The 16751-nt window shown below is 66.5% G+C and carries 10 protein-coding genes; 8 read left to right on the top strand and 2 right to left on the bottom strand.

Features of this window, described 5'->3' with window-relative positions; translation table 11 throughout:
- Position 1: 1 nt before the first annotated feature.
- Positions 2 to 1099 (top strand): Glu/Leu/Phe/Val dehydrogenase, encoded by a 1098-nt coding sequence (locus tag INQ42_RS05395; RefSeq protein WP_194035471.1) that lies wholly within the window; start codon positions 2 to 4, stop codon positions 1097 to 1099.
- Positions 1100 to 1191: 92 nt separating this feature from the next.
- Entirely contained in the window at positions 1192 to 2364 is a 1173-nt protein-coding gene (locus INQ42_RS05390) for an isovaleryl-CoA dehydrogenase (RefSeq protein WP_194035470.1), read from the top strand.
- A gap of 88 nt (positions 2365 to 2452) precedes the next feature.
- Here INQ42_RS05390 and INQ42_RS05385 read toward each other — a convergent pair whose 3' ends face one another.
- Positions 2453 to 5296: an autotransporter serine protease gene (locus tag INQ42_RS05385; protein WP_194035469.1), complete on the bottom strand. Its 2844-nt coding sequence runs from the start codon at positions 5294 to 5296 to the stop codon at positions 2453 to 2455.
- A gap of 241 nt (positions 5297 to 5537) precedes the next feature.
- On the opposite strand from INQ42_RS05385, the gene INQ42_RS05380 reads away from it, so the two are divergent.
- The 4 genes from INQ42_RS05380 to INQ42_RS05365 all read left to right on the top strand — a co-directional run bounded on the left by INQ42_RS05380 (position 5538) and on the right by INQ42_RS05365 (position 9673).
- On the top strand, positions 5538 to 6713 hold the full coding sequence (locus INQ42_RS05380; protein ID WP_194035468.1) for a thiolase family protein: 1176 nt from the start codon (positions 5538 to 5540) through the stop codon (positions 6711 to 6713).
- A 160-nt stretch (positions 6714 to 6873) separates the two neighbouring features.
- The gene (locus tag INQ42_RS05375; RefSeq protein WP_194035467.1) at positions 6874 to 7251 is read left to right on the top strand and encodes a hypothetical protein; all 378 of its coding nucleotides are present in this window, start codon (positions 6874 to 6876) and stop codon (positions 7249 to 7251) included.
- 195 nt (positions 7252 to 7446) lie between these two features.
- Positions 7447 to 7926: a hypothetical protein gene (locus tag INQ42_RS05370; protein ID WP_194035466.1), complete on the top strand. Its 480-nt coding sequence runs from the start codon at positions 7447 to 7449 to the stop codon at positions 7924 to 7926.
- Positions 7927 to 8062: 136 nt separating this feature from the next.
- Positions 8063 to 9673: a carboxyl transferase domain-containing protein gene (locus INQ42_RS05365; RefSeq protein ID WP_194035465.1), complete on the top strand. Its 1611-nt coding sequence runs from the start codon at positions 8063 to 8065 to the stop codon at positions 9671 to 9673.
- A 184-nt stretch (positions 9674 to 9857) separates the two neighbouring features.
- Here INQ42_RS05365 and INQ42_RS05360 read toward each other — a convergent pair whose 3' ends face one another.
- Positions 9858 to 13160 carry an ESPR-type extended signal peptide-containing protein gene (locus INQ42_RS05360; RefSeq protein ID WP_194035464.1) on the bottom strand — a complete coding sequence of 1101 codons (3303 nt, stop codon included), beginning with the start codon at positions 13158 to 13160 and terminating at the stop codon, positions 9858 to 9860.
- Positions 13161 to 13399: 239 nt separating this feature from the next.
- Here INQ42_RS05360 and INQ42_RS05355 point away from each other — a divergent pair, with 239 nt between their 5' ends.
- Both INQ42_RS05355 and INQ42_RS05350 read left to right on the top strand, forming a co-directional pair.
- Positions 13400 to 14008: an ECF-type sigma factor gene (locus INQ42_RS05355; RefSeq protein ID WP_194035463.1), complete on the top strand. Its 609-nt coding sequence runs from the start codon at positions 13400 to 13402 to the stop codon at positions 14006 to 14008.
- Positions 14009 to 14072: 64 nt separating this feature from the next.
- Positions 14073 to 16751, top strand: a complete 2679-nt coding sequence (locus INQ42_RS05350; RefSeq protein WP_194035462.1) for a serine/threonine-protein kinase — start codon at positions 14073 to 14075, stop codon at positions 16749 to 16751.

Raw genomic sequence — 16751 nt, 5'->3', positions numbered from 1 at the left:
GATGATTTTTGAAACCCTCGACACCAGCGGCCACGAGCAGGTGGTGTTTTGCCACAACAAGGATGCCGGCCTGAAGGCGATCATCGCCATCCACAACACCACTCTGGGCCCCGCGCTGGGCGGCACCCGCATGTGGCCCTACAAGTCCGAGGCCGAGGCGCTCAATGACGTCCTGCGCCTGAGCCGCGGCATGACCTACAAGAACGCGGTCGCCGGCCTGAACCTGGGCGGCGGCAAGGCCGTGATCATCGGCAACCCGGCCACCGACAAGTCGGAGATGCTGTTCCGCGCCTTCGGCCACTTCGTGGAGACCCTGGGCGGTCGCTACATCACCGCCGAGGACGTCGGCATCGACGTCAACGACATGGAGTTCGTGTTCCGCGAGACCGAGTACGTCACCGGCGTGCACCAGGTCCACGGCGGTTCGGGCGACCCCTCTCCGTTCACCGCCTACGGCACCCTGCAGGGCCTGATGGCATCGCTGAACAAGCGCTTCGGTGATGAGGAAGTCGGCAAGTACAGCTACGCCGTGCAGGGCCTGGGCCATGTCGGCATGGAGTTCGTGAAGCTGCTCAAGGAGCGCGGCGCGAAGATCTTCGTCACCGACATCAACCAGGGCCTGATCGACAAGGCGGTGACCGAGTATGGCGCCGAGGCCGTGGGCCTGGACGAGATCTACGACGTCCCCGCCGACGTCTACTCGCCGTGCGCCCTGGGCGGCACGATCAACGAGGAGACCCTGCAGCGCCTGAAGGCCAAGATCATCTGCGGCTCGGCCAACAACCAGCTGGCCAGCGACGCGATCGGCGAGGAAGTGCAGAAGCGCGGCATCCTCTATGCGCCCGACTACGCGGTCAACGCCGGCGGCGTGATGAACGTCTCGCTGGAGATCGACGGCTACAACCGCGAGCGCGCGATGCGCATGATGCGGACGATCTACCACAACCTGACCCGCATCTTTGAGATCGCCGACCGCGACGGCATCCCGACCTACAAGGCCGCCGACCGCCTGGGCGAGGAGCGCATCGCCTCGATCGGCAAGCTGAAGCTGCCGATGGGCCGTGGCACCCCGCGCTTCAAGGGCCGCGTCCGCAGCTGACGCGCCCGCAGCTGATCTGCGGCGACCGGTAAGGGAACAACGCGACGGGGCCATGTGCCCCGTCGTGCTTTCAAACACACAGGAGTTTTGGGATGCGTGCTTTTCCGCTGGGTGACGAGATCGACGCGCTGCGCGACGCCGTGCGCCGGTTTGCCGAAGCCGAGATCGCGCCGCGCGCGCAACAGATCGACGAAGACAATGCATTCCCGCAGGACCTGTGGCCGAAACTCGGCGAGATGGGCCTGCTCGGCCTGACCGTCGACCCCGAATACGGCGGCAGCGGCATGGGCTACCTGGCCCACCTGGTCGCGATGGAGGAGATCTCCCGCGCGTCCGGTTCGGTCGGCCTGAGCTACGGCGCCCACTCCAACCTGTGCGTCAACAACCTCTACCTCAACGGCAACGAGGCCCAGCGCCGCAAGTACCTGCCCAGGCTGTGCAGCGGCGAGTGGAAAGGCGCGCTGGCCATGAGCGAGCCCGGCGCCGGTTCCGACGTGGTCGGATCGATGAGCTGCCACGCCGAGCTTCGCTCTGTCGAAGGTGGCGACGACGTCTGGGTCGCCAATGGCAACAAGATGTGGATCACCAACGGCCCGGAGGCCGACGTGCTGGTCGTCTACATGCGCACCGCGGGCAAGGATGCTGGCAGCAAGTGCATGACCGCCTTCATCGTCGAGCGCGACATGCCGGGTTTCAGCACCGCGCAGAAGCTCGACAAGCTGGGCATGCGCGGCTCCAACACCTGCGAGCTGGTGTTCCAGAACTGCGAGATCCCGGTCGAGAACGTGCTCGGCGAGGTCAACCTGGGCGTCAAGGTGCTGATGAGCGGCCTGAACACCGAGCGGCTGGTGCTGACCGGTGGGCCGATCGGGCTGATGCAGGACGCCATGGACATCGCCCTGCCCTACGTCCGCGAGCGTCGCCAGTTCGATGCACCCATCGGCACCTTCGGGATCATGCAGGCCAAGATGGCCGACATGTACACCGCGCTGCAATCCAGCCGTGCCTTCGCCTACCAGGTCGCGCGCGATTACGACGCCGGCCATCGCAGCCGGGTGGATGCCGCGTCCTGCCTGCTGCACGCCAGCGAGGCGGCGGTGCAGGTCGGGCTGGAAGTCATCCAGACGCTGGGCGGCAACGGTTACATCAATGAGTACCCGGCCGGGCGCATCCTGCGCGACGCCAAGCTGTATGCCATTGGCGCCGGCACCAACGAGATCCGGCGCATGCTGATCGGCCGCGAGCTGTTCGACGACCGCAGCTGATCGCCAGCAATAACGGGCAGCGCTGCTGCCCGTCGGAAACCACCGCTCCGGCGCGCAGCCATGCAGGCCACGCGCCGGGTTGGTCAGGTCAGAACCCGACCGTCCAGTTGGCGTAGGCACCCGTCCAGGTGCGCCCGTTTTCGTTGCGCACATCCAGATCGAAGCCCAGCCGACCCAGCGGCAGATCGCTGCGCAGGCCGAAGCCGAGGACGGTGGTTTCCTTCGCCAGCCCGCCGCCGGTGATCGGCGACCACGCATCCATGCCGGTAAACCGCGCGTCGATTGCGGTACCCGACTGCGACAGCAGGCGCTGCCATTCCAGCCGGCCCTGCACGGTCAGCTTCAGGCCGCCCAACTGCCACGGCTGCTGCAGGCGCACACCCGCCAGCGCCCGCGTTGCATCCAGCTGCGAGTCGCCGGTGGTCAGGCCGAACCCGACCGCACCCTGCTCACTGAAACCGTCGCGATCCATTTGCAGGGTCTCGGTGCCCACGTACGGGGTCAGGGTGCCGGCGCCCAACGCGAACCGGTGGCCCGCCTGCACGCCGAAGCTCGAGTAGCGGCTGGCGTAATCCGCCGCGACGCCATGGCTCTGGCTCCCCAGCACGATCTCGCGCTGGGTGCTGCGGTCCATGCGGCCGGCTGCGAAGCGACCCAGCAGGTAGCTGCCATCGAACTCCCAGGCGGCGTAGAGCTGGCTCTCGTACTGGCGGTTGTGCTCGCGGTCCTGGCGCAGCGGGTTGTGCGCGTAGCCGTCGGTCTGGCCGAAGGCGAAGCCCAGGGTCAGGTTGCGCCCGATGCGCTGGTCGTGGCCCAGCAGCCAGGAGTTGGCGTCCAACCGCGACTGCGACCACATCGCGCGCTCGCCGCCCTGCCGGCTCGCCCAGCTGCCCAGGCTGACCACGTTGCCGCCGGAGAGCCCGTCCAGGCGCGACTCGAGCGCGTGGCGGCCATCGTCCATCGCCATCGTGGCGAACGCGGTGTCGGCTGCGTGCATCTCGCCGGACAGGCTCGCCAGCGTGCGCTCCGCGCCTGCCGCCGACGCGATGGACTGGATCGCCCCGGCCCCGGTGATGAAGCCGCCCATCGCGCCCGGACCGGCCGGTCCAATCACCCCCGCGCCGTCGCGATCGAGGCCGCGGAACGCGTCCTCGACTCTGGCGGCCCCGCTGATCGCGGTCGGGCTCAGGCGCAATGACTGCGCGGAGCTGAGGATATCCAGCCGCTGGATGTCCAGCCACGCGCTTTCAAAGTCGTGCCCCAGCGTTGCCTGCAGGAAAAGGTTGTTGCTGGCGGACACTTTCGAGAACGCGCCCGAGAGCCCGCCGTCGGCGGTCAGGAAAGTCTCCCGAGCCGAGCGCACGTAGCCATCGGTGACGCCGGTAACCAGCACCTCGCCGGCGACCGTCGCCCGGCCCGTGACCTTCACGGACGAGCCCAGGTCGAAGGCGAAAACACCCGTGCTCGTCTGGGTGAAGTCACCACCGATGGTGTGCACGGTGCCCGTGGCATCCTCGCCGTAGAACGCCGCGATGCCCTCGTTGCGCAGCGAACCCTTCACCGAGATGCCATCGAGCAACAGCAGGCCGTCATGGCCAATCTCCGCGTCGCCGGGAATGTCGAACATTGACGCCAGCGAGCCTTCGTTGACGATCGTCTTGCCGCGGTAGCTGTTCTTCCCGGTCAGGTCCAGATCGCCGTCGCCGGTCTTGGTGATGCCGCCCGCGCCGGTGAGGTCGTTGGACCAGACCGATCGACCGCCATCGAACGCCGCGCTCATCTGGCCCCAGTCCAGCCGGCCAGGACCCTTGGCGGCCTTGCCAACGTCCAGCAGGCCGTGGCCGAAGATCGGATCCACGCCGGGCGCGCCCAGGTCGACCGCGGTGCCCAGCAGGGTCTGCCGCACCTCGTCGTTCGAGAAGTACGGGAACGCCTCCCAGACCACCGCTGCCGCACCCGATACCTGCGGCGCCGCAAACGAGGTACCTGAGCCTACCCAGTAGGACGGATCGCCCGGCGGGTCCAGCACATCGGTGAAGACGACGCTGCCCGGCGCGACCAGGCAGTAGTTCTGGGCGATGCCACAGGCGTTGGAGTAATCCGCCAGCTTGGTCGGCTCCAGGGTGTTCAGTGCGGCAACCGCGAGCCAGCCGCGCTCGAGGATCTCGGCGCCCGCGCCCAGGCTGGGCAGGGCCGCCGTGTCGCTGGGGTTGTCGAAGCCCTCGTTGCCGGTCGCGAACACGACCAGACCGCCCCAGTCCACGACGAACGGCTTGAGCGCGTTGACAAAGGTACGGGTGACCGTGTCGCCGCCGGTCCAGTACAGACCGCCCCAGGAGTTGTTGGAGATCCGCGCGCCACCGGTGATGAGGTCCTCGTGGATGTCGCCCAGCCATGAGCCGTCCGACACCTCGTTGCCCTTGCCGGATCCGTCGTCGGATGGAGGCGCATCCGAGATGATCCGCGCGGAGACAAACGTGGCGTCCGGCGCGATGCCACCGGGCCAATCGCCAAACGGACGGCCGCCGGCCAACTGGGCCACGATCGTCCCGTGTCCGAGCACGTCATCGACGTTGAGGTTGTTGGTGCGCGGGTCGAGGTAAACGAAGCTTCGCGTGACCCGGCCGTCCAGCGTCGGGTGGTCGCGGCGGATGCCGCTGTCGAGCAGCCCGATCGTTACCCCTTTACCGGTGAAACCCGCGGCGTGCGCGGCGTCGGTGTTGGTGAGTACCAGATGAGCGTCAAAGTCGGGCTGGGGGCCTGGTACGGGCTCCTCATCCGGTGGCGGAACCGGCGGCGGCGACGGTGGTGGTTCGGGGCGGATGACAGTGCCGCCACCACCGCCCCCGCCACAGGCGGTAAGCGCAACCAACCCGGCCCCGGCCAGGCCCAGTTTCCATGCGCGGGCGCGCTGGGATGCGTGCGACTTCATAAGGTCTCCCCCTCAATGGTCGGCAATCGACGGCGCAACGCGCCACAAGGACACCAGTATTAGTGCATTCATGCCTCCCCCACAATCATCGATCACGCGGCTGCGCGCACGCGTTCAACCGTCGACCTGATACGGGACGGGTCGCACACTTTCTTCGCCGGTTTGCCGCAGTGCAGCATCTCCACGCATAATCGGGGGGCACCGGAAGTCTCTTCCGGCCCGTCCCAAATTGGAGTCCGTCATGAGCGACGTCGTCATCGTCGGTGCCAAGCGCACCGCCATCGGTTCCTTCCTCGGCCAGTTCACCGGTGTGCCGACGCCGGCCCTCGGCTCGGCCGTCATCACCGGCGCCCTCGAGCATGCGGGCGTCGCCGCCGACCAGGTGGACGAGGTGATCATGGGCTGCGTGCTGCCCGCCGGTCTGGGCCAGGCACCCGCGCGCCAGGCCGCGCTCAATGCCGGCCTGCCCGCCTCCGCCGGCTGCACCACCATCAACAAGGTCTGCGGCTCGGGCATGAAGGCGATCATGTTCGGCCATGACCTGATCAAGGCCGGGTCGGCCAAGGTTGTCGTTGCCGGCGGCATGGAGTCGATGACCAACGCCCCGCACCTGCTCAACGGTTCGCGCACCGGCATCCGCTACGGCAGCGCCGAGTTCATCGACCACATGGCCTACGACGGCCTGACCAACCCGTACGACGGCAAGGCGATGGGCGTGTTTGGCGACATGGCCTGCAACGAATACGGTTTCGACCGTGAGGCTCTCGACGCCTACTCCACCGAGAGCGTGGACCGCGCCAAGGCGGCCCAGGCCGATGGCTCGTTCAAGGACGAGATCGTTCCGGTCACCGTCAAGACCCGCAAGGGCGAAGTGGTGGTGGATACCGACGAGGAGCCCGGCAAGATCGACACCGCCCGGATTCCCGGCTTGCGTGCCGCCTTTGGCAAGGAAGGCGTGTTGACCGCAGCCTCCTCCTCGAAGATCTCCGACGGCGCGGCGGCGACCCTGCTGATGTCGGCCGAGGACGCATCCGCACGTGGCCTGACCCCGTTGGCGCGCATCGTTGCCCACGCCACCCATTCCCAGGCGCCGGAGTGGTTCACCACTGCGCCGGTCACCGCGATCAAGAACGTGCTTGAGAAAGCCGGCTGGAGCGTGGCCGACGTCGACCTGTTCGAGATCAACGAGGCGTTCTCCTGCGTGGCGATGGCTCCGATCAAGGATCTGGGCATTCCACGCGAGAAGGTCAACGTGCACGGGGGCGCCGTTGCATTGGGTCATCCGATCGGTGCCAGCGGCGCGCGACTGGTGGTTACGCTGATCAATGCGCTGCGCGCGAGCGGCGGAAAACGCGGTGTTGCATCGCTCTGCATCGGCGGCGGCGAAGCGACAGCGATTGCCATCGAGCTCCCCTGATTTCACGCCCGACTGTCAATACCGAACGGCAGCCCAACAGTTAACGATAAATTGACGAAAAAAGGAAGGCCTGCCGCTTGACACAGGCTGACGTGTCGTCATCATGTTAGCGGTACGCGATTGCGTGCTGCCGAATTTTTCTTAAGACGAGGAATACACCATGACTTTGAACAAGGCGCTGATCGCCCTCGCTATGGGCCTGGCCCTGGCTGCTTGCTCCAACACCCAGCAGGCTGACAGCTCTGCCCAGGAAGCGGCCACCGCCGCCAACGAGGCGCAGGAAGCCGCTGCCAACGCCGCCGCCACTGGCGACGCGATGGCTACCGACGCTGCCCAGGCTGCTGCTGACAACGCCGCTTCGGCTGCTGACGCTGCCGCTACTTCGGCCGACGCCGCCGCCGCTGCCGGTGATATGACCGCTGCCGACGACGCCGCTGACGCTGCCGAGAACATGGCGGATTCCGCCGAGCAGGCCAAGGACGCTGCTGAAGAAGCGGCTGCTGCTGCCGACGCGAAGACCAACAACGACGGCCAGTAATACTGCCGCTTTGTAAGGTTCAAGCTTGAAGAAACCGCCGGGTAATTCCGGCGGTTTTTTTATGCGCGTTGTTCTGCTTGCATTCAAATACGGCGCGCTCCTTCACATCATTTTCCCGACGAGCATCGGATAGTTTTCCCGCCGGCAGAACCGGCGTACGACGCAGTTACCCTGCCGACTTTCCAGGAGCTTTCCATGAATCACAAGATCACCCTGATGTTTGCCGCCAGCATGTTTGCCCTGACGGCCTGCAGCAACCCGCAGGCCGAGCAGGATCGTAAGGAAGCGGCCGCTGAAGCCCGCGCCGCTGGTGATCACGCAGCCTCCGCCGCCGATTCCGCGTCGGACGCTGCCGCCCGCAGTCTTGACTCCGCCGCCGAGTCCGCGCGGGACGCGGCTGACGCGACCGGTGCTGCGGCCCGCGATGCGGCCGATTCCACCCGCGCCGCTGCGGCCAACGCCGCCGATTCCACCCGCCGCGCTGCCGACGAAGCTGCCGTAGCCGCTGACGAAGCGGGCGATTCGATCAAGGAGTCGTATGAGGAAGGCAAGGCCAGCGCCGCTGACACGATCGGCAGTGCTGCCGACAGCGTCGCCGAGCGCATGAAGCGCGAGAAGGCCGAGGCGGAAGCCGAAGCTGCGCGCGCGGCTGCCGAGAAGGCCCGCAAGAACTGATCCGTCTTTGAACGCTTGGCAGTAGCCACAAGGCCCGCATCCGCGGGCCTTGTTCTGTCTGCGCTCCCGAAACCTGCGCCGACCCCGCGGACGCGTCCGGTATCCTGTGCGGTCAATTCACTATCGGCCGGTTGCCATGCCTGTTCTGACTTCAGCACTCGATCCCCGCTCGCAGGATTTCCAGGAAAACGTCGCCTGGCATCGCGCCTTGGTGGATGAGCTGGGCGCACGGTTGGTTCGTGCCGCGGAAGGCGGCGGTGCAAAGTCGCGCGAGCGCCATACCGGGCGCGGAAAGCTGCTGGTCCGGGACCGCATCACCGCCCTGCTCGATCCGGGTTCGCCATTCCTCGAGGTCGCGCCACTTGCCGCCGAGGGCATGTACGACGGCGCCGCGCCTGCCGCCGGCATGGTTTGCGGCATCGGCCGGGTGATGGGACAGGAAGTGATTGTCGTCGCCAACGATGCGACGGTAAAAGGCGGTACCTATTTCCCGATGACGGTGAAGAAGCACCTTCGCGCGCAGGAAATTGCCCGCGAGAACCATCTGCCCTGTATCTACCTCGTCGATTCGGGTGGCGCGTTCCTGCCGCTGCAGGACGAGGTGTTTCCCGACAAGGAACATTTTGGCCGCATCTTCTACAACCAGGCACGGATGAGTGCGGAGAACATTCCGCAGATCGCGGTGGTGATGGGCAGTTGCACCGCGGGCGGCGCTTATGTACCGGCGATGAGCGACGAGTCGATCATCGTCAAGGAACAGGGGACGATTTTCCTCGGCGGCCCGCCGCTGGTGAAGGCCGCCACCGGAGAGGTGGTCGATGCCGAGACCCTCGGTGGCGCGGATGTGCATACGTCGATCTCGGGCGTGGCCGACCACTTCGCCGAGGATGACCGCCACGCCCTGCAGATCGCCCGCGACATCGTCGGCAGCCTCAACCGGAAGAAGACCCTGCCTGTGGCCGTGCAGCCGGTGCGCGAGCCCTTGTTTGCCGCGCACGAGCTGTACGGCGTCGTGCCGAAAGACACCCGACGCCCGTTCGAGATCCGCGAGGTCATCGCCCGGATCGTGGACGGCAGCGAGTTCCAGGAGTTCAAGGCGCGCTACGGCAAGACCCTGGTCACCGGCTTCGCCCACATCCACGGTTACCCGGTCGGGATCGTCGCCAACAACGGCATCCTGTTTGCCGAGAGCGCGCTCAAGGGCGCGCACTTCATCGAGCTGTGCAACCAGCGCGGCATCCCGCTGGTGTTCCTGCAGAACATCACCGGCTTCATGGTCGGCAAGAAGTACGAGCAGGCCGGCATTGCCAAGGACGGGGCGAAGATGGTCACCGCCGTGGCGTGCTCGCACGTGCCCAAGTTCACCGTGGTGATCGGCGGCAGCTTTGGCGCCGGCAATTACGCCATGTGCGGCCGCGCGTACGGCGGCCGTTTCCTGTGGATGTGGCCCAACGCCCGCATCAGCGTGATGGGCGGCGAGCAGGCGGCCAGCGTGCTGGCCACCGTGCGTCGGGACGGCATCGAGGCGCGCGGTGGTGACTGGAGCGCGGAGGAGGAAGCCGCGTTCAAGGCGCCGATCCTCGAGCAGTACGAAAGCCAGGGCAATCCGTACTACGCCACCGCCCGTCTGTGGGACGACGGGATCATCGATCCCGCCGACACCCGCCGCGTCCTCGGCTTGGGCCTGTCGGCGTCGCTCAATGCGCCGATTGCCTCGTCAACCCGGTTTGGCGTGTTTCGGATGTAGGCGCGTTTTCCGCGTCCGCAGCCTGTCGGTGAGTATTCGGACCATCAGGCGGCAGAGGCAGGCGGTCGAGGCCTGCGTCTGTGTACCGCGTTGAGATCGATGATCGGGTGCGGCCCACCCTCCCGTCCGGCTCCGGGGTACGGAGAGGATCAGACGAGGAGGAAGGGCCGCGAGCTGCGCGGTGTCAGAGATCGACACCAAAACCAAAGCCAACGGATTTCTGTGACCCGCTGAACGCGCCACCGAAGCTGACGGTTGTGCGCTCACCCAGCGGTGCCGCATAGCCGACGGACATCGCTGCGTGGCCGCTCTCGAAGCCGAAGCCGGCTGCGAGCTTTCCCTTGCCCCGCGCACCCGCCGCGTTGATCGCCATCTGCGTGGACGCGGCGCTCATGGCTCCCAGACGACCAATGCGCTGGTCCGTGTTGTGGAAGCGGTCATCGACGTCGCGGCGGAACTCGTCCATGCCGACCGCCATCTCGGTGATCCTCTGGTCGGTATAGGCATTGGCCGAGGACACAGCGACGCTGCTGCGCGTGTCGGCGTAACCCTGCGCCGTGGCAAGCGTGGCGGCGTCGCCGGCGTCCGCATAGCCTTGCGCTGACGACAACGTGACTGCGTCGCCCGCGTCGGCGTAACCCTGCGCCGAGGACAGCGTGGCTTCGTCGCCCGCATCAGCGTAGTCCTGCGCCGACGACAACATGGCTGCGTCGCCGGTGTCCGCGTAGTTCTGCGCCGACGACAACGTGGCGGCGTCGCCCGCGTCGGCGATGTCCTGCACCTGCGACTCGGTGATGCTGCCTGCCGAGATGATCTGGCTATCGACGTAGGCCTGGGCATCCGCCAGCGCCTGAGCGTCACCGGTATCCATCTGGCCCTTGTTGACCGCGTCGTTCGCCCCGGTAGCGTCCGCCACATTGACGACCCGACGCTCGCTGCCAGCCGCACCGACAGAGACCGTATTGGCCTGATCTGCCACCGACCCCTGTCCCAGGGCGACCGCGTCTGCGGCTGTGACGGAGGCGGCCTCACCAACCGCGACCGCGTTCGTCGCCGCAGCGTCGATCACCGTGTTGGCGCCGACCGCGGTACTCCCGTCGGCATTGACCCGGGCATTGCCACCGATCGCGGTGTCGTTGTCGCCGGCGGCGTAGCTGTCGCCACCCACCGCGGTGCCGTGGTTTCCACCGGCTTCGGCGTCGACACCCACTGCGACGCCGCGCGATCCCGGCGCAACCGCCGCTGGATCCGAAGCGCTGCCGTCGGTGGCAAGGTGGGGGTTGGCCGCACCTCCGCCGGAAACGCCGGCGATAGCCGCATCCAGCTGGCCCTTGTTGACCGCGTCATCAGCGGCCGTGCCATCGGCGAGGTTGTGGATCACCGTGCCGCCGCTGCCGCCCAGCGTGAGGTCGGTGCGGGACGCGCTATCGTAGGCCACCGCATTGGGGGTTCCGCCCCCGGACAGCCCGGCGATGGCGGCATCCAGCTGGCCCAGGTTCACCGCGTCGGTGTTGTCGATGCCGTCGGCGACGTTGATCAGACGACGTTCGAGGTCGCTGCCGTAAGCGTTGCCTGCAAAATCAAGGTCGCCGGCAGCGTGTCCAAAGGAGACTACGCCGGTACTGCCAGCCACCGACTCGTTGCCCAGGGCGACACTGTTGAGGCCGCTGGCACGGCTGGTCGCGCCCAAGGCCATGGAATCCTGGGCATCGCTTTTGGCGAAGTTGCCGATGGCGATGGCGAACTCGCCGTGGGCTTCACTGCCGTAGCCTGCGGCTATGGCTGCCTGTCCAGTCGCACTGCTGTAGTAGCCCGTGGCCGTACTTCTCGCACCCGATGCGTTGCTGTTCAGACCCGTGGCAGTGCCGCCGTAGCCATCGGCCCGGCTGCGTGCACCCGTGGCGGTGCCGCCAAAGCCACTCGCGCGGCTGTCTGCACCCATGGCGGTACTGGCCTCCCCGCTTGCCTGCGCAGCGCTGCCGAAGGCGCTGCTCTCCAGGCCCGATGCCAAGGCCACTTCGTCGGGATTGATGATGTTGTCGCCGTTCTTGTCGATCCAGCTGCCAACGGCGGTGGCCGATTCCCCAGTGGCGAGGCTGCGCGCGCCAAGTGCGGTAGCGAAATCGGCGTGGGCCCTGCTGCCCGTCCCAACGGCGGTCCCATTCGAACCGGTCGCAGAAGCGGACGCGCCGAGGGCGGAGCTGGCGCTCCCCGAGGCATCGCTGCGGCTACCCACCGCCAGCGAAGACGCGGCTGCACTGCTCAAGGCGCCCAGTGCGGTGGAATTGATGCTTGTCGCCTGTGCCCCGTTGCCGAATGCGCTGCTGTTGGGTCCCGATGCCAGGGTGATTTCGTCCGCGTCGACAATGCCGTCGCCGTTCTTGTCGATCCATCCGCCTACAGCGGTGGTCGCGTCCGCGCTGGCAGCACTGTGGCCGCCGACCGCAACACTGTACTCACCGCTCGCACCGGCGCTGAATCCCACGGTCGTGGCGCCATCGTTGGCGGCCGTGGCACCGTGCCCCACGGCAGTTGCCTCGGGGCTGGCAGCGTCGGCGTCATGGCCGACCGCAACACTTTGGCTTTTGGCCGAGCTGTTGGTGCCGATCGCCGTACTCTCACCGTCGGCGGAGCTGTCGTAGCCGTAGGCACTTGAGTCACCTATGGCCAGGCTGGACACGCCCCCTGCAGTACTCAAGCCGGTTGCGTGGGGCACCGTGGTGTCCATGCCACCGTCGGCGATGAAATACGGCGACGCAAAGCTTTTCATCTGCCCCAGGTTCACCGCGTCGGTGTCGTCGATGCCGTCAGCCACGTGGATCAGCCGCCGATTCAAGTCGGAGTACCACGTCCCGCCGGTGATATTCAGGCGCGGATCTCCGACACTGTGCCCGAAGGACACCACGTTACTCTCGCCGGCGTACGAATCGGAACCCAGCGCCACCGAGCCAGCGGCATCGGCGCCGGATTGGGCACCCAGAGCGAGGGAGTCTTCGCCCACCGCGTGGGCAGAGCTGCCGAACGCAGACGCCGCAAACCCGGAGGCTTCTGTCTGGGCGCCTGCGGCAAGAGCGAAGCTACCCGTCGCCTCGGCGTTTGAGCCCAGGGCGGTACTTTGCTCGGCGGTTGCTCCGCTCTGGCTGCCCAGCGCGACGCCCCACCAACCGGTGGCGGTGGCAAGCGCCCCGAGGGCGACCCCACGGTCACCGGATTCAGACGACTTGCCGCATGAGATCGCAAAATCACCCCCTCCCGTGATGGCGCCTGACGGGTTCCCGTCAGTGTCTTCGCAGATCACGTTGTCGGCAGCCCAGACGGGAGAGGCCAGCGCTGACAGCCCCAGCAGCACCGCGATGCTCATGACCGATTGCCTGGCTGTCACCGGCGCACGTCGCACCGTTGCGCCACGCCCCCCCGATGCCAGCTCCGAGGCGACCACCATCTGGCCGCGCGATGCACTCCATATCCTGCTGAAAATCTTGTTCATGCTTTTGTACCCCTCGATCAGTAATCAGGGTCTGCCGGGCGCCGGAAGCGACCGCGCAGACGACTTCGAAAGGGGTTTGCATCTGGAGCACCGAGTGCGTCCATTCCGTAGCCAAACCAGGGCGAGGCCCGTATTACCCCTCTCATTGGATGACTACAGAAATCGCGCGCAAAGGAGGACACGGGTTTGCGTGGACGGGTCGCATTGCCTAGATTGGACCGTGTTCCAGGGAGGGGTTCATGGTTTCAAAAACGGATGATCTGGCCGGGGATGTCACCCGCCTGCTCAATGCGCTGCAGCCCGATGAGGCCTCCGGCGTTGACACCGGAGACCGCGATGAAGTGTTCGCGCGGGTGTACGGGGCGTTGCATCGCATCGCGCGCCACCACCGCTCGCGCTGGCGCGGCAACGAGACGCTGAACACCACCGCACTGGTGCACGAGGCCTATCTGAAACTGGTCAGCAGCGGGGCCAGTTATGAAAGCCGTTCCCACTTCCTGGCCACGGCATCCAGTGCCATGCGCCAACTGCTGATCAACTACGCGCAGCGTCACGCGGCCCAAAAGCGTGGCAGCGGCAATGAAGCGCTGCCGTTGGACGATGTGTTGCTGGTATCGCCGCAACGCAGTGAGGAGTTGTTGGCGCTGGATGAAGCCCTTGACCGACTGCAGCTCATGGACCCACGCGCCGCCCAGGTCGTGGAGTGCCGCGTGTTCGGCGGTCTGAGTGCGGAGGAGACCGCCGAAGCCCTGGGGGTCACCCGCCGCACCGTCAGCCGCGACTGGAGCGCAGCGCGCGCCTGGCTTTATGGTGAACTGCGCGCCGACTTGACCGGTCACGCAGCATGAATAACGGCATGCGGCGATGAGCATCTCTGGCGAGTCGGAGAAACCCACAGAAAGAAACCGCTGGTTGCGTGCAAAGCAACTGTTTGCCGATCTGTCCGCCGTCGCCGTGGACGAGCGGGAGGCATGGCTGGATTCCGCCTGCAACGGTGACCCCGGACTGCGCGCCGAGGTCGATCGCCTGATTGCGCTGGATGCCGACGCGAGCAGCTATTTCGACGATCTTGGCGCCACGCTGACTCAGGACGAGATTGCTCCCACACGCGTGAGTGCCTATCGCATTGCCGGCGAGATCGGTCAGGGCGGAATGGGGACCGTGTACCTGGGCCAGCGCGATGACGGCCAGTTCGAGCAAACCGTCGCAATCAAGGTGGTACGCGACAGTGTCAGCGAGCGCCTGCTTGCGCGATTCCGGGACGAGCGCCGCATCCTGGCCCAGCTGAAACACCCGGGCATTGCGTATCTTCTCGACGGCGGAAGCCTCGCCGACGGACGCCCTTATTTCGTCATGGAATACATCGCTGGCGAGGAAATCACCGACTACGCGGACCAGAAGCGCCTGGACGTCCGGCGCCGGCTGGGACTGTTCCGCGAGGTGTGCGCGGCGGTTGCGCATGCGCATCGGAATCTGGTCATCCATCGCGACCTGAAGCCTGGCAACGTCATGGTGCAGGAGGACGATCAGGGCCATCCATCCGTGAAGCTGCTCGACTTCGGCATCGCCAGGATCATCGAGCAAGGACTCGGTGATGACGGTGGCGACGCCGTGCGCCGGGGGAATCGCGAACCTGGGTCCAGACCGTTGCCAGCGACTGGCCTAACCGCACGTGCGCCTACCGAGTACGGCGACCGGATCCTGACGCCCCGCTACGCCGCGCCGGAGCAGATTCGCGGCGAACCGGCCACGACGTCCTCGGATGTTTACGCACTGGGCCTGCTGCTCCACGAGCTGCTGACCGGCACGCAGCCGTTTGGAACTGCCATATCCACCGCAAAGGACATGCAGGAGGCGATACTGGCAGGCGCACCTGCCCTGCCCAGCGTGAGTGCAAGGCGCATGGATGCTGCCGTCGCCGCGCGCCGGGGCAGCTCGCCCAGGCAGCTTGCACGGCAGTTACGCGGCGATCTCGACAGCATAGTGCTGAAGGCGATCCAGAACGATCCGGAGCAACGCTACCTCTCGGTCGGGCAGATGGCCGAGGACATCAGACGCCATCTTGGCGGCGACATTGTCAGCGCGCGGCACCCCTCCGCCGCCTACCGGAGCAGCGTGTTCCTGCGCCAGCACCGCTACGGTGCCGCAACGACGCTGCTGGCCGTGGGCGCGGGCGTGGTGCTGGCGTCGCTGCATGTGAGCCGCATCACCCATGAGCGCGACCTCGCGCGCACCGAAGCGGCCAAGGCCACGCAGGTCAGCGGACTTCTGGTCAGCATGCTGGAATCGGCCGATCCCGCGCAGGCGCGCGGAGAGGAAACCAGCGTGCGCGAGGTGCTGGACCAGGCCTCGAACCGGATCGGGGGCGAGCTCGCCGGGCAGCCCGACGTGCGCGCCAGGATGGAGGCCATCATCGGCACCGTCTACACCAGCCTGGGAAAATACGACAAGGCGGAAACCTTCCTGACCCGCGCCCTGGACGTGCAACGCACGCGCCAGGGAACCGGTCATCGTGAAACGCTGGAAACGATGCAGGCCATCGCCACGCTGGCGATGCGCCGCGGGAAGAACGAGGAAGCTGAGACCCTCCTTCGGCAAGTGCTTGAGCAACGCCTGGCACAGCCGCATCCAGATCCGATGTTGGTGGCGGCTACGCGCAACGACCTGGGCGCGGCACTGGTCCGTCAAGGCAAGCGTGACGAAGCCGAGTCGGTGCATCGCGCAGCACTTGCATTCGCAACCGAAACGGCACTCGCCGAGCCCGAAGCGCAGATGACCGCCCGCAACAACCTGGCTGTGCTGCTGGTGGGCCAGGGGAAATTCGGCGAGGCCGAAGAACACTACCGTGATGTGCTGTCGCAGCGGCGCGAGCTGCAGGGGCCTGTCCATCCCGATCTCGCCAATGTGATGAACAACCTCGGCGTCCTGCTGAGCAAGACACAGCGCTTTGCGGAAGCCGAGTCGCTGCTGCGCGAATCCCTGGCGATGAAGCGCAAGCTGTATGACGACAGCGGGCACCCGTCGATCGCACTCGCAATGACCCAGCTGGCCAGTGTCCTCACCAAGCAGCAGCGCTACGACGAGGCGGAACCGATGTACCTGGAGGCGCTGGCCATGCGTCGCAAGTCTCTGAAGCCGGACCATCCGTACATCGCCACCACCCTCAACAACCTGGCCAACCTCTACCGCGAACAGGAGGATTTCGCCCGCGCCGAGCCGCTTTACCACGAGGCGATCGAGATCTGCCGCGAGGGCGCGGGCCCGGAGCATCCGTGGACTGCGTCGATGATCCTCAACTTGGGCCAGATGTACCTGAGCGCGGGCAAGCCCGGCCTTGCCGCAGAATCACTTGGCGATGCAGTGCGCATCCGCGAAAAAATCCTTCCCGAAGACCACTGGGAACTGGCCGAGGCCCGAAGCCTGTTGGGCGCCGCACTTGCCCGGCAAGGCAAGCTTGATGCCGCTTCGGGCCTGCTGGATGCGGGCCACAGCGCCCTGCGGAAGGCGCGGGGCGAAGACGATCAACACACCGTGGACGCAAAGAAGCGACTGATGGCGCTGGGCGATGCGGGAGACATCGCAACCCGGTAA

This window comes from Lysobacter avium (assembly GCF_015209745.1).
GTDB classification, from domain to species: domain Bacteria; phylum Pseudomonadota; class Gammaproteobacteria; order Xanthomonadales; family Xanthomonadaceae; genus Novilysobacter; species Novilysobacter avium.
The sequence above is the reverse complement of the archived record's forward strand: the minus strand, read 5'-3'. Positions and strand labels throughout refer to the sequence as shown.

Excerpts from the sequence above, each read along its gene's own strand:
- INQ42_RS05355 (WP_194035463.1), top strand. The coding sequence starts at position 13,400 with ATGGTTTCAAAAACGGATGATCTGGCCGGGGATGTCACCCGCCTGCTC.
- INQ42_RS05365 (WP_194035465.1), top strand. The coding sequence starts at position 8,063 with ATGCCTGTTCTGACTTCAGCACTCGATCCCCGCTCGCAGGATTTCCAG.
- INQ42_RS05370 (WP_194035466.1), top strand. The coding sequence starts at position 7,447 with ATGAATCACAAGATCACCCTGATGTTTGCCGCCAGCATGTTTGCCCTG.
- INQ42_RS05395 (WP_194035471.1), top strand. The coding sequence starts at position 2 with ATGATTTTTGAAACCCTCGACACCAGCGGCCACGAGCAGGTGGTGTTT.
- INQ42_RS05375 (WP_194035467.1), top strand. The coding sequence starts at position 6,874 with ATGACTTTGAACAAGGCGCTGATCGCCCTCGCTATGGGCCTGGCCCTG.
- INQ42_RS05390 (WP_194035470.1), top strand. The coding sequence starts at position 1,192 with ATGCGTGCTTTTCCGCTGGGTGACGAGATCGACGCGCTGCGCGACGCC.
- INQ42_RS05360 (WP_194035464.1), bottom strand. The coding sequence starts at position 13,160 with ATGAACAAGATTTTCAGCAGGATATGGAGTGCATCGCGCGGCCAGATG.
- INQ42_RS05380 (WP_194035468.1), top strand. The coding sequence starts at position 5,538 with ATGAGCGACGTCGTCATCGTCGGTGCCAAGCGCACCGCCATCGGTTCC.
- INQ42_RS05385 (WP_194035469.1), bottom strand. The coding sequence starts at position 5,296 with ATGAAGTCGCACGCATCCCAGCGCGCCCGCGCATGGAAACTGGGCCTG.